Source organism: Micromonospora sp. NPDC049900, assembly GCF_044461025.1.
Lineage (GTDB): Bacteria > Actinomycetota > Actinomycetes > Mycobacteriales > Micromonosporaceae > Micromonospora.
Window position 1 is genome coordinate 38,604 of sequence record NZ_JBITKM010000026.1, and the last position, 11,917, is coordinate 50,520.

13 protein-coding genes are annotated in these 11,917 nt (G+C 71.7%); 4 read left to right on the top strand and 9 right to left on the bottom strand.

What is annotated here, in order from left to right; genetic code table 11:
• Genes ACIBMZ_RS29545 through ACIBMZ_RS29580 form a run of 8 tightly spaced genes read right to left on the bottom strand, consistent with a single transcriptional unit; the run spans position 1 to position 8,473 of the window.
• Positions 1–924 carry an SDR family NAD(P)-dependent oxidoreductase gene (locus tag ACIBMZ_RS29545; protein ID WP_396699435.1) on the bottom strand — a complete coding sequence of 308 codons (924 nt, stop codon included), beginning with the start codon at positions 922–924 and terminating at the stop codon, positions 1–3.
• Positions 921–2,105, bottom strand: coding sequence for an acetyl-CoA acetyltransferase (locus tag ACIBMZ_RS29550; protein WP_396699436.1), 1,185 nt, complete (start codon positions 2,103–2,105; stop codon positions 921–923). The genes ACIBMZ_RS29545 and ACIBMZ_RS29550 overlap by 4 nt, the downstream gene beginning before the upstream one ends.
• Complete coding sequence (locus tag ACIBMZ_RS29555; RefSeq protein ID WP_396699438.1) at positions 2,095–3,519, bottom strand: zinc ribbon domain-containing protein; 1,425 nt, start codon at positions 3,517–3,519, stop codon at positions 2,095–2,097. Before ACIBMZ_RS29555 ends, ACIBMZ_RS29550 begins: the two co-directional genes overlap by 11 nt.
• Positions 3,510–4,301, bottom strand: a complete 792-nt coding sequence (locus tag ACIBMZ_RS29560) for an ABC transporter ATP-binding protein (protein WP_396699440.1) — start codon at positions 4,299–4,301, stop codon at positions 3,510–3,512. Before ACIBMZ_RS29560 ends, ACIBMZ_RS29555 begins: the two co-directional genes overlap by 10 nt.
• On the bottom strand, positions 4,298–5,185 hold the full coding sequence (locus tag ACIBMZ_RS29565) for an ABC transporter permease (protein ID WP_396699441.1): 888 nt from the start codon (positions 5,183–5,185) through the stop codon (positions 4,298–4,300). Before ACIBMZ_RS29565 ends, ACIBMZ_RS29560 begins: the two co-directional genes overlap by 4 nt.
• A gap of 5 nt (positions 5,186–5,190) precedes the next feature.
• Positions 5,191–6,114, bottom strand: coding sequence for an ABC transporter permease (locus ACIBMZ_RS29570; protein ID WP_396699443.1), 924 nt, complete (start codon positions 6,112–6,114; stop codon positions 5,191–5,193).
• Positions 6,111–6,953 (bottom strand): ABC transporter ATP-binding protein, encoded by an 843-nt coding sequence (locus tag ACIBMZ_RS29575; protein WP_396699445.1) that lies wholly within the window; start codon positions 6,951–6,953, stop codon positions 6,111–6,113. The genes ACIBMZ_RS29570 and ACIBMZ_RS29575 overlap by 4 nt, the downstream gene beginning before the upstream one ends.
• A 2-nt stretch (positions 6,954–6,955) precedes the next feature.
• Positions 6,956–8,473, bottom strand: a complete 1,518-nt coding sequence (locus ACIBMZ_RS29580; protein ID WP_396699447.1) for an ABC transporter substrate-binding protein — start codon at positions 8,471–8,473, stop codon at positions 6,956–6,958.
• 198 nt (positions 8,474–8,671) lie between these two features.
• Here ACIBMZ_RS29580 and ACIBMZ_RS29585 point away from each other — a divergent pair, with 198 nt between their 5' ends.
• From ACIBMZ_RS29585 to ACIBMZ_RS29595, 3 genes are read left to right on the top strand one after another with little or no spacing between them, the layout of a single operon-like run.
• Complete coding sequence (locus ACIBMZ_RS29585; RefSeq protein ID WP_396699449.1) at positions 8,672–9,409, top strand: enoyl-CoA hydratase/isomerase family protein; 738 nt, start codon at positions 8,672–8,674, stop codon at positions 9,407–9,409.
• Positions 9,406–10,224, top strand: a complete 819-nt coding sequence (locus ACIBMZ_RS29590; protein WP_396699451.1) for a VOC family protein — start codon at positions 9,406–9,408, stop codon at positions 10,222–10,224. Before ACIBMZ_RS29585 ends, ACIBMZ_RS29590 begins: the two co-directional genes overlap by 4 nt.
• Complete coding sequence (locus tag ACIBMZ_RS29595) at positions 10,221–10,736, top strand: flavin reductase family protein (protein ID WP_396699453.1); 516 nt, start codon at positions 10,221–10,223, stop codon at positions 10,734–10,736. The genes ACIBMZ_RS29590 and ACIBMZ_RS29595 overlap by 4 nt, the downstream gene beginning before the upstream one ends.
• A gap of 52 nt (positions 10,737–10,788) precedes the next feature.
• Here the strand turns inward: ACIBMZ_RS29595 and ACIBMZ_RS29600 are convergent, their stop codons facing one another.
• Positions 10,789–11,265 (bottom strand): MaoC family dehydratase, encoded by a 477-nt coding sequence (locus tag ACIBMZ_RS29600; protein WP_396699455.1) that lies wholly within the window; start codon positions 11,263–11,265, stop codon positions 10,789–10,791.
• 89 nt (positions 11,266–11,354) lie between these two features.
• On the opposite strand from ACIBMZ_RS29600, the gene ACIBMZ_RS29605 reads away from it, so the two are divergent.
• Positions 11,355–11,917 (top strand): acyl-CoA dehydrogenase family protein (locus tag ACIBMZ_RS29605; protein ID WP_396699457.1); only part of this gene is annotated, 563 nt, incomplete at its 3' end.

Sequence of the window (11,917 nt, forward strand, 5' to 3'; positions counted from 1 at the left end):
TCACTCGCCTTCCGTACGGTCCGACGGGCCGGACAGGGCCTGCTGGATCAGGGCGACCTCGTCGGCGCCGCTGTCCGGCACGATGAAGTCGTCCAGCCGGCAGATGTCGTCGATCGAGTCGAGGATGTCGTCGGGCGAGGCCGGTGCGACGCCGCCGTACCAGCCGGGCGTGACGCCCAGGAAGATCCGCCCGACCCGGCCGCCGCCGACGGTGAGGATGTGCCGGTTGAGCTGGCACTGCTCGGAGGCGAGGAAGGTGGCCACCGCCGCGACGTGCTGCGGGTCGAACCGGTCGGTCAGGTCGCCGAGGAGGTTCTCGGTCATCCGGGTCGCAGCGGTGGGCGCGATGGCGTTGACCAGGACGCCCCGACGGGCGCCCTCCAACGCGAGCACGTTCATCAGGCCGATCAGGCCGGTCTTGGCCGCACCGTAGTTGGCCTGCCCGAAGTTGCCGAACAGTCCGGACGACGAACTGGTCAGCACGATCCGGCCGTAGCCCTGCCCGACCAGGTGCGGCCAGGCGGGCCGCAGCACGTGGAACGCACCGGCCAGGTGCACGTCGAGGACGGCGCTGACGTCCTGCTCCGTCATCTTGGCCAGGGTCCGGTCGCGCAGGATGCCGGCGTTGTGGATGATGCCGTCCACCCGCCCGTACGCGTCGATGGCGCGGCCGACCAGGTCGGCGCCGCCGGACGCGGTGGCCACCGAGTCGGTGGAGGCGACGGCGGTGCCACCGGCCGCCTGGATCTCGTCGACCACCGTCTGCGCGGCACCGGAGGAGCCCGAGCCGTCGACCGCGCCGCCGAGGTCGTTGACGACCACCTTGGCGCCGCGTGCGGCGAGCGCGTGGGCGTGTGCCCGACCGATGCCGTTGCCGGCACCGGTGACGATGACGACCCGACCGTCGAGGCTGACCCGGCTCATCGCCCGCTCCCCAGGACCGCGACGAACGCCACGCAGGAACCCGGCTGGCCGCCGAGGTTCTGGGCCACCGCCAACCGGGCGTCGGGCACCTGCCGCGCACCGGCCTCACCCCGCAGTTGGGTGAAGCACTCGAAGACCATCCGCAGCCCGGTGGCGCCGATCGGGTGGCCGAACGACTTCAGCCCGCCGTCGGTGTTGACCGGCAGCGCGCCACCGAGGTCGTACCGGCCGTCGAGGATGTCCCGCCAGGCCGTTCCGCGCGCCGAGAATCCCAGGTCCTCCATCAGCACCACCTCCGTCGGCGTGAAACAGTCGTGCACCTCGGCCAGCGAGATCTCGGTGGCCGGGTCGGTGATCCCCGCCTGCTCGTAGGCCTGCCGCGCCGCCTCGACCACCTCGGGGAAGGTGGTGAAGTCGTAGCCGTCGGCGGCCAGCCCGGCACCGGAGCCGGCGACGAAGCCCATCCCCCGCAGGAAGATCGGCTTGTCGGTGTACCGGTAGGCGTCCTCGGCGCGGACCAGCACCGCCGCCGCCGCGCCGTCGGAGACCCCGGAGCAGTCCAGCACGCCGAGGTCCCCGGCGATCCGGGGCGACCGCTCCACGGCCTCGGCGGAGACCGCCTTGCGGAACTGGGCGCGCTCGTTCAACGCGCCGTTGGCGTGGTTCTTCGTCGCGACCTTCGTCAGGGCGCTGCGCATGTCCCGGGCCTCGACCCCGTACGCGCGCTGGTAGGCGGGTGCGAGCAGGGAGAACCCGGCCGGCGCGGTCCAGTCCACGTCGGTGCCGTCAGCCGGTGGGAAGACCGCCGACAGGCCGGAGTACGACGAGTCCTTCAGCTTCTCCACGCCGGTCGCCATCACCATGTCGTACGCGCCGGAGGCCACCGCGAACGCGGCGTTGCGCAACGCCTCCGAGCCGGTGGCGCAGTAGTTCTCGACCCGGGTGACGGGCTTGCCGACCAGCCGCAACGGGCGGGCCAGCGTCTGCCCGGACATACCGGATCCCTGGGTGCCGACCCAGAACGCGTCGACGTCGTCGAGGGTCAGGCGGGGTTGGGAGGCCACGCACTCGCGGACCGCGTCGACCAGCAGGTCGTCGGCGGAGGAGTGCCAGTGGTCCCGGAACGGGGTGCAGCCCATCGCGACGATCGCGACGTCGTGGGCCATACGCCTACTGGCCATCGGGGGTCTCCTTGCGCGGGCGGAGTTTCCAGAAGTAGTTGTGGATCGCGTCGGTGGTCCACAGTCGCCGGAAGGTGGGCGTCATCGACATCCCGACGACCACGTCGGCGGGGTCCACGTCGGTCGCGTACGCACTGAGCCGACCTCCGCCGGCCACGTCGGCGACGACGATCGCCACCTCCGGTTCCGGCATGGTGGTCAGGTGGTCCCGGGTCGACGAGACGACCAGGGCGGTGCGGTCGCGCAGCGAGACCGTGGTGGGTTCCGCCAGGGTCGCGACACCGCAGCGGGCGCAGACCCGGCTGGGCGGTGTGGTGACCGTGTCGCAGGCCGTGCAGCGGGAGCCCTCCAGCCGGTACTTCCAGCCGGCGCGGCGGTGCATCGGGGGGGCGGCCGGTGCCGGTGCCGCCGGCCGGGCCGGACCCTGCACGTCCAGCAGTCCACGCCAGCGCAGGTAGCGGCCGTAGCCGAGGCGGTGCCGGGCGTCGAGCTGGGCGCGGACCGGCGCTCCGCCGCGCGCCACGCGGACCTGGTCGCCGACCCGGAGCACGAACGCGTCGGCCCCCTCGGTGACCGACAGCAGCAGGATGTGCTGACCGGGTTCCGCCTCGTCCAGCGTCGCGGCGAGCAGCAGTCCCGGATGGGCGGCACCGGTGAAGCCGGTGAGCCGCTCGATCGCCGCGTCCTGACCCGCGCCGCCGAGCGCGCGCCGCAGCACCGCCGCGCAGCGGGCGTTGGACGACGACACGACCACGTGGTCGACGCCGTCCCGACCCGCCTCGGTCAGGGCCCGGCGGGCCACGTCGAGCCCCGCCTCGGCGAGGACCTCCGCGGTGAACCGCTCGTCCCAGACCCGGTCGTGCCGCTCCCCCGGCAGCCGCCACCGTTCCAGCAGCTCCACGGTCCGGCCGGCGCGGGCGAGCAGGACGGCGGCGCGGGTGCCGCCACCCACGTACGCCGTGGCGGCGTCGCCCTGGGCCAGTTCGTCGGGCGCACCCGGGCGGGTGGTCCGTACGTCGGCCAGGGCGGCCACCGCTCCGGCCCGCAGGACCGTGTCGAGCGCGACCGCACCGGACCGGTGCCCGTGCAGGTCGACGGCGCTGATCCCGGGGTCCAGGCCGACCGCCTCGTGCACCACGGCGGCGGAGGTCTTCCCCTGGTAGGGCGCGCTCGTGGTGGCCAGCAGCAGGTGCCGGTCGGCCGGGATGCCGGTGGCGATGTGCCGCAGCGCCTCGACCGCCATGGTGATGCTGTCCTCGTCGAAGGCGGCGACGCCGCGCACCGGCCCTCCGGCGCGGGGTGGTCCGGACGCGTCGATCCTGTTGTCGTCGAGCGCGTACGCCGGAAGATAGGCCGCGTACGCGTCGATGCCGTGCTGCTCGTGCATGGGTGCCGGGTTCTCCTTCAGCTCCACGAGGGGATGGCGGCGAGCAGTCGCCGCGTGTAGTCCTGCTCCGGCCGGTCCAGTACGCGTTCGGCCGCTCCCTCCTCGACGACCCGTCCCCCGCTCATCACCGCGATGCGGTCGCACAGGTCGCTGGCGAGCATCAGGTCGTGGGTGACGAACAGCAGGCCGATGCCGAGTTCGTCGACCAGGGTGCGGAACAGCTCGACGACCTTGGTCTGGGTGGTGACGTCGAGGGCGGTGGTGCACTCGTCGGCGATCACCAGCGAGGGGCGGGTGACGACGGCGAGGCCGATGGCCACCCGCTGCCGCAGCCCGCCGGAGAGCTGGTGGGGATGGCTGTCCAGCACCCGGGCGGGGTCGGTGATACGCATCTGCTCCAGCACCTGCACCGAACGGCGTTCGATCTCGGCCCGGCTGATGCCCGGGACGTGTCGGCGCAGCACCTCGGCGAGGTGCACCCGGACCTTCATCAGCGGGTTGAGCGAGCGCGACGCGTCCTGGAACACCATGCCCACGGCGCTGCCCCGGACCCGTCCGGTGCGGTCCACCCCGGGGGCCACGACGACGTCACCGGCGAGCGTGACGGAACCCTGTTCCACCCGGACGTTGCGTTCCAGCAGCCCGACGACGCAGCGGGCCAGGGTGGTCTTGCCGCTGCCGGACTCGCCGACCACCCCGACGATCTGGCCGCCCCGCACCTCAAGGTCGACGGCGTCGAGCAGCCGCAGGTCGTCGGTGGCGAGTCGGGCGGTGACGGTGAGGCCGTTGATGGCCAACAGGTCGGTCATCGGCGCCTCTTCCGTGGGTCGTGGTGGGTGAGCAACGCGTCGCCGAGCAGGTTCACCAGCAGCACCAGCAGGGTGATGGCGAGGCCGGGGAAGAACGCGAGCCACCAGGCCTGGCTCAGTTCGTCCTGACCGGAGGCGAGCATCGAGCCCCAGCTCGCCCGCGCGGGTCCGACGCCGAGGCCGAGGAAGCTCAGTGCGCTCTCGATCAGGATCGCGGTGCCGACCTGGAGCGTGCCGAGCGCGACGATGGTCCCGGCGAGGTTGGGCAGGACGTGCCGGAAGACGATCCGGGCCTCCGAGGCGCCGGCCGCGCGTAGTCCGGTCACGAACTGGCGTTCCCGGACGGCCAGGGTGGCCGAGCGGGTGACCCGGGCGCAGACCGCCCAGCCGGTGAGCGCCAGCACCAGGAACAGCACCGGCAGCGAGCTGCCCCGGTTGGAGATGATCGCGAGGGCGACCAGGATGAACGGCAGGGCGAGCTGGGCGTCGATGAGGATCGAGATGACCCGGTCGACCCAGCCCCGGAAGTAGCCGGCCAGGACGCCCAGCAGCGTGCCGGGGCCGATGGCGACCAGCGCGCCGACCAGGCCGATCATGATCGTGAGCTGGCCGGCGGAGACGAACTGGGTCAGCAGGTCCTGGCCGAGCTTGTCGGTGCCCAGCGGATGCGCCCAGCTCCCGCCGTCGAGGAAGCCGGGTGGTTGGCGGGTGGCGTCCAGGTTCTGTCCGCGCTCGGGCAGCAGCCCGGTCAACGGCAGGACGAACACCAGCACGGCGACCACGGCCAGCGGCAGGGACAGCCAGAACACCGAGGTACGCGCACGTCGGGCGGTGCGGGCCGGTGGCACCGGCGCGGTGACCGGATCGAGTTCGAGTTGGCTCACGGCACTCACCTCACCCTCGGGTCGACGATCGAGTGGAGGACGTCGACGAGCAGGTTGAGCAGGACGAAGACCAGTGCGCCGAACACCACGATCGCCTGCACCAGCGGGAAGTCACGGAACTGGATGGCCTGCAACGCGAGTTGCCCGAGGCCGGGCCAGGAGTAGACGTACTCGACGGCGACCGCGCCGGAGAGCAGGATGCCGGTCTGTAGGACGACGATGGTAAGGATCGGCATCATGGCGTTCTTGAACGCGTGCCGCCAGACCACCCGGAGCCCGGCGATGCCCCGGGCCCGCGCGGCGTCGACGTACGGCTCGGTCAGCGCCTCGCTCATCGAGGCCCGGGTCAGCCGGGCGATGTGCGCCATCGGATAGACCGACATGGTGAGGGCGGGCAGCACCAGGTGCCGGAGGCTGCCGGACTGTCCGGCGGGTAGCCAGCCGAGGTTCACCGCGAACAGCACCACCAGCATCATGCCGAACCAGAAGACCGGCACGGACTGGCCGAGCAGGGCCAGCGTGGAGGCGGCCCGGTCCCACCAGGTGCCCTCCCGGGTGGCCGCGAGCACACCCAGCGGGACGCCGACGAGCAGGGCGAGGGCCATGCCGGCGGCGACCAGTTGCAGGGTGTACGGCAGCCGGTCGGCGATCATGGCGGTGTTCGCCTGGTAGAACTGCAACGACTGTCCGAGGTCGCCGGTGAAGACGCCCTTGAGGTAGTTCAGGTACTGCACCACGAGCGGTTGGTCGAGCCCGAGTTCGGCGCGCAGCGCCTCGCGTTGTTCCGGTGGCGCCATCGGCCCGAGGATCATCGTGGTCGGGTCGCCGGAGAGACGGCCGAGGGCGAACGCCAGGCTGAGCGCGATGAGCAGCGACGCGAACAGCGACGCGAGGCGGACGCCGACCCGGCGTACGGTGCTGGCCTTCATCGGCGGTTCCTCCATCGCGCGCCGGGCATCGCGGCGAGCAGTTCGCGCGTGTAGTCGTGTCGCGGTGTCACGAAGACCGTCTCGCACGGTCCCGCCTCGACCACCTGACCGCGGAACATGACGTGCACGGTGTCGCAGACGGCGCGGACCACGGCCAGGTCGTGGCTGATCATCAGCAACGCGGCGCCGGTGGTCGTCCGGATCTCCCGGAGCAGGTCCAGCACGTCGGCCTGGACGGAGACGTCGAGACCGGAGGTCGGTTCGTCGGCGACGATGAGTTGGGGACGCATGAGCAGCGCGCGGGCGATGCAGACCCGCTGTGCCTGTCCGCCGGAGAGCTGGTGCGGGAACCGGTCGAGGATCTCCGGCGCGAGCCGGACCCGGCCGAGCAGGTCGGCGTCGGTGATCCAGGACGTGCGTCGGGGTTGCAGGGTACGCAGTTCCCGCAGCCCGGAGCGGACGGACTGGCGGGGGTCGAGGGAGCCGTGCGGGTCCTGGAAGACCACCTGCACCTCGGGACGCAGCCGGCGTAGCTGCCCGCGTCCGATCGAGGAGAGCGAGCGGCCGAGCAGCCGGATGTCGCCCGTACCGCGTGGCCCGAGTCCGGTCGCGGCCATCGCCAGCGTCGTCTTGCCGGAGCCGGACTCGCCGACGACGGCGACGCTCTCCCCGGCCGCGATGCGCAACGACACCCGGTCCACCGCCCGGAAGACCTCCCCCGTGCTGCGGTTGCGGTGCTCGACGACGAGGTCGTCGACCGCCAGGACGGGCACGTCCGCCTCGGGGGTGCGGGGATGCCGGGTGTCGCCCGGCATCCCCGTCTCCACTGCCTCCGACATCGTCAGCGGGTCGTCTTCGTGAAGTCCACGGTGTTCAGGGGACCGAACTCGACGCCGGTGACGCCGGGGCCGGTCGCGTAGTTGAACACCTGCCGGTACAGCGGCACGTAGCAGTGCTTCTCCACCACGCCCATGGTGTTGAGCTGCTCGTAGATGGGGGCGGCCTGGTCGGCGTCGTCCTGCTCCAGCGCGTCCTGGACCATCTCGTCGAAGCGCGGGTCGGGGCAGTTGCCGGTGATCGACTGGGTCTTCATGAAGCCGCTGGCGAAGAAGTCCGGCACCGCCACGTTCGGCACCCCGGCGAAGATCGCGATGCCGGGCACCTGGCGACCGATGACGCGCTTGACGAGCGTGCCGTAGTCGAGCGGTTCGTAGGTGACCTTGAAGCCGGCCTGCTCCAGGCCACCACCGACGGCCTGCGCGACCTCCTCGATGTTGGTGTACTGCGCGGCCGGGTAGGTGATCTGGACGGTCGGGCCACCGGAACCGACCAGTTGCTTGGCCCGGTCCAGGTTCGGGGCCACGCTCTGCGCCGGCTGCTCGCCGGGCCGGACGTTGAGCAGTCCGGCGTCGGCGACCGCCTGGCCGTCGAAGATGCCGCGCACGATCGCGTCGCGGTCGATGGCCAGGGCCGCCGCCTCCCGCAGCTCGGGCTTGTCGAACGGGGCCTTGGTCGAGTCCAGGAAAGCGATGATCTTCATGGCGGTCTCGGTGCTGACCACCTCGACATTGGCCGCCTTGGCGGCGGACGCCTGGGCCGGCGGGAGGTCGAAGGCGATGTCGACGCTCCTGCTCTGGATCAGGGCGAGCCGCTGGGCGGCCTCGTTGGCCCAGGTGAAGGTGATGCCCTGGTTGCTGGGTGCCGTACCCCAGTAGTCGGGGTTGGGCTTCACCGACATGTCACGTCCGGCGTTGGCGCCCGCCCACACGTACGGCCCGGTGCCGATCGGGGCGGCGGCGAAGCCGTCCGAGCCCTTCTCCTCGTAGTACTTCGGGGGCACGAGGTAGACCGTGGTGAGCAGGTCCGGGATGTTGTACTGCGGGGTCTTGGTCTTCAGCACGACCGTGGTCGCGTCCGGGGCCTCGATCGAGGTGACGTTGCCGAAGTAGGACTTGAGCTGTGACGCCTCGCTGTCCCGGGTGAGGGTGATGGTGTTCGCGACCGCCGCCGCGTCGGCCTTCTCGCCGTTGCTGAAGCTGACGTCGGGCCGGACGGCGAAGGTCCAGGTGGTCGCGTCGGTACGGGTCCAACTGGTGAGCAGGCTGGTGTCGGCGGGGCCGAGGTTGTCGTCGGTACCGATCAGCGTTTCGAGCATGGTGGCCCAGACGATCTGACCGGACCGTGCGCCGACGATGGGGTCGAGGGTCGCCGGTTGGGCCGCGAGCAGCGCCCGGATGGGCGTCGAGTCCGATGCGCCGGAGTCCGATGAGTCGGAGTCGCCGCAGGCGGTCAGGCCGATACCGGCGAGCGTCAGTGCCGTGGCCAGCGCCACGGTGCGCCGGGAGCGCGAAGATTTCATGATCATCATGGCTGTCCTTCACAGGGGATGGACCCGTCGTGCCCCGCGTGACGCGGCGGTGACGTTCGCCACAAAGTACCGACCAGCCGGTATCAAGTCAACGGGTCAAGCCGGTATCTCGTTCATGACAATCAGATCACATGGGCAGGTCAAGGCCAGACATTGCCTTCATACCGACCGGTACGTATTATGCCGAGGGTGACCCCCACACTCACCCACGAACGCGACGGCCACGTCGCCCGGGTGCGGTTCGACAACAGCGCCCGCGGCAACTGCCTCGACGACACGACGCTCCGCGATCTCGTGGACACCCTGGAGACCGTGGCGGCCGACGAGGCGTGCGCCGTCATCCACCTCGACATGGCCGGTCGGCACTTCTGCAGCGGCTGGGACACCTCGGCCTTCGGCCGACTCCGGGGCGCGACCGCCGCGACGGTCGCCGCCGGTCTGCGCGACAGCGACGCCGCCCTGCACCGCGTCCGGCGACTCCCGGTGCCCGTGGTCGCCGCCGTCCGGGGACAGGTCGTCGGCTTCGGTGCCGGCCTGCTCAGCGCGATCCACCTGCCGGTCGCCGGCGAGGGCGTCCGGCTCTCCCTCCCGGAGGCCCGGTACGGCTTCGCCCCCGCCGGGGTCGGCCACACCATCGCCCGGTCCGTGCCCCGCCCGCACGCTTACCACCTGCTGACCGGTGCCGCGACGGCGACCGCCCGGGACCTGCTCGCCTGGGGCCTGGTCGCCCAGGTGGTACCCGACGACGAGGTCGACCGGGCGGTGGACGCCCTCGTCGACACGCTGCTCGCCGTGCCGGCCCGGACGGTGCGCGCGGTGGTCCAGGTCGTCGAGTCGAGCCGGGAGTCCGGCACACCCGACCGGGCCTACGAGATCTCCGCCGACACCATCGTGGCGGGGCTGAGCACCCCGGAGGTGTCCGGATGAGCGAACCGTTCCGGCCCGGCGAGGCCGTCTGGGTCGAGCTGTGCACCCCGCACCCGGAGCAGGCCGAGGAGTTCTACCGCACGCTGTTCGGCTGGACCGTGCGGACCGAGCGGCTGGGCACCACCACGTACCGGATGTGCAGTCTGAACGGCCGCGACGTGGCCGGCATCTCCGACGCCACCGCCCTGCACGGCGGTCGACCCCGGGGGTGGATCGCCTACTTCGCGGTCCACGACATCCACCGGTCCGCCGCGCAGGCCGTCGCGCTCGGCGGCGAGCTGGTGACCCCGCCGCGCTACCTGCCCGCCGCCGGGACCGGCGCCGCCGTCATCGACCCGTTCGGCGCCGCGTTCGGTCTCTACCAGGGCGAGTCCCGGGCCGGTGTGCAGATGCTCAACTCGGTCGGCGCGCTCTGCTGGAACGAGCTGGACACCGGGGAGCCGGACCGCGCGGTGGCCTACTACCGGTCGCTGTTCGGCTACACCACCCAGCAGCACGGGGACTCCCCCACCGCCCGCCCGTACAGCCTGCTGATGCTCGACGACGTACCGGTGGCCGGCGTGCTCGCGCTCGACAACGACTGGCCGAACCTGATCCCGTCGAAGTGGATCACCTACTTCGCGGTCGCCTCCCTGGACGAGACGCTGCGTCAGGTCGTCGCGTTGGGCGGCACGCCCACCGTCGGCCCGGTCGACAGCCCGCACGGACGCCTGCACCTGGTGAAGGATCCCGGCGGGCACACCCTCTGCCTGATCCAGTTGGAAGGCGGACTTCGCCCGCACCATCCCTCCTCCGACCCGGCGGTGACCCGATGACGGCCGAGCCCCTGTTCGACTCCGCCGAGTTCCGCCAGGTGTGCGGACACTTCCCCACCGGCGTCACGGCGGTGACCGCGGTGACCGGTGACGGCACCGTCGCCGCGTTGACGGTGAACTCCTTCACCTCGGTCTCGCTGCGGCCCCCGAAGGTGCTGTTCTGCGTCACCAGTTCCTCGTCGAGCTTCCCGGTGCTGATGGACTCGGCCCGGATCGCGATCCACATCCTCAGCCAGGACCAGGAGGACGTGGCGCGCCGGTTCGCCACCTCCGGGCTCTCGGGGGCGGACAAGCTCGACGGGGTGTCCTGGGTGCCCGGCCCCGACGGCGTCCCGCTGCTGCCGGGCACGCCGGCGGTCCTGGCCGGGCGCCGCGACACCGCGATCACCAGCGGCGACCACGTGATCATCCTGCTCGACGTGGACCACGTGCACCTGAAGCAGACGACCGTCCCGGCGCTGTCGTTCTACCGGGGACGGTTCGTCGCACCGTCGAGCACGCCGGGGCAGTGACCCGCCGGGACGCCGGGGACGTGACCGCCGGTACGCCCGGCGGTCACCGCCGTCACGGCAGGTAGCGGAAGAGGATCTCCGCCACGCAGCAGGTGGTGGAGTCCTCGGCGAACTCCACCACCACCGACGCCTTGGCCTGGACGCCGCCCTCCGTGCCGGCGATCGGCTCGGCGGCGAGCAACGTGGCGGTGCCCTGGATCGGTACGCCCGGCGGCAGCGGCTTGACGAATCGGACCCGGTCCAACCCGTAGTTGACGCCCATCGAGAACGTCGTGACCTCCAGGATGTCCGCGAGCAGACGCGGCACGAGGGCCAGGGTGAGGAACCCGTGCACGATCGTCGTGCCGAACGGACCGGAGCGGGCCCGCTCGACGTCGACATGGATCCACTGGTGGTCCTTGGTCACGTCGGCGAAGCGGTCGACCTCTTCCTGGGTGATCACCCGAGGCTCGCTGGCCCCCAGTTCCCGGCCGACGAGATCGAGCAGGTCGGCCGGGGTGGGCGCGATGGTGCGGGAGGCGGTGCGCATCGGGCGGCTCCATTCGTGGGACGGCGGGAGTCAAAGCATACCGACCGGATGGTATGCTCCCGCCAGGGTTCAGGACGAGGAGGTACTCCGTGGCGTTTTCCGCGTACCAACTGCCCGAGGAGCACGAGGCCGTTCGCGAGGCCGTCCGGGCGGTCTGCGACCACCGGGTCGCCCCGCACGCCGCCGCCGCCGACGAGAACGCCGCGTTCCCGCAGGCCTCCTACGACGCCCTACGCGCGGCCGACTTCCACGCCCCGCACATCCCCGTCGAGTACGGCGGCGCGGGTGCCGACGCCCTCGCGACCGCGATCGTGATCGAGGAGGTCGCCCGGGCCTGCGCCACCTCGTCGCTGATCCCGGCCGGCAACAAACTCGGCACCATGCCGCTGCTGCTGGCCGCGGACGACCACCTCAAACAGCGATACCTGCCACCGGTCGCCCGGGGCGAGGCGATGTTCTCGTACTGCCTCTCCGAGCCGGAGGCGGGCAGCGACGCGGCGTCGATGACCACCCGCGCGGTGCGCGACGGCGATCACTGGGTGCTCAACGGCGTGAAACGGTGGATCACCAACGCCGGGGTGTCCGAGTACTACACGGTGTTCGCCGTGACCGACCCGACGGCGCGTTCCCGGGGCATCTCCGCCTTCGTGGT

Excerpts from the sequence above, each read along its gene's own strand:
- ACIBMZ_RS29545 (WP_396699435.1), bottom strand. The coding sequence starts at position 924 with ATGAGCCGGGTCAGCCTCGACGGTCGGGTCGTCATCGTCACCGGTGCC.
- ACIBMZ_RS29550 (WP_396699436.1), bottom strand. The coding sequence starts at position 2,105 with ATGGCCAGTAGGCGTATGGCCCACGACGTCGCGATCGTCGCGATGGGC.
- ACIBMZ_RS29560 (WP_396699440.1), bottom strand. The coding sequence starts at position 4,301 with ATGACCGACCTGTTGGCCATCAACGGCCTCACCGTCACCGCCCGACTC.
- ACIBMZ_RS29570 (WP_396699443.1), bottom strand. The coding sequence starts at position 6,114 with ATGAAGGCCAGCACCGTACGCCGGGTCGGCGTCCGCCTCGCGTCGCTG.
- ACIBMZ_RS29575 (WP_396699445.1), bottom strand. The coding sequence starts at position 6,953 with ATGTCGGAGGCAGTGGAGACGGGGATGCCGGGCGACACCCGGCATCCC.
- ACIBMZ_RS29580 (WP_396699447.1), bottom strand. The coding sequence starts at position 8,473 with ATGAAATCTTCGCGCTCCCGGCGCACCGTGGCGCTGGCCACGGCACTG.
- ACIBMZ_RS29590 (WP_396699451.1), top strand. The coding sequence starts at position 9,406 with ATGAGCGAACCGTTCCGGCCCGGCGAGGCCGTCTGGGTCGAGCTGTGC.
- ACIBMZ_RS29595 (WP_396699453.1), top strand. The coding sequence starts at position 10,221 with ATGACGGCCGAGCCCCTGTTCGACTCCGCCGAGTTCCGCCAGGTGTGC.
- ACIBMZ_RS29600 (WP_396699455.1), bottom strand. The coding sequence starts at position 11,265 with ATGCGCACCGCCTCCCGCACCATCGCGCCCACCCCGGCCGACCTGCTC.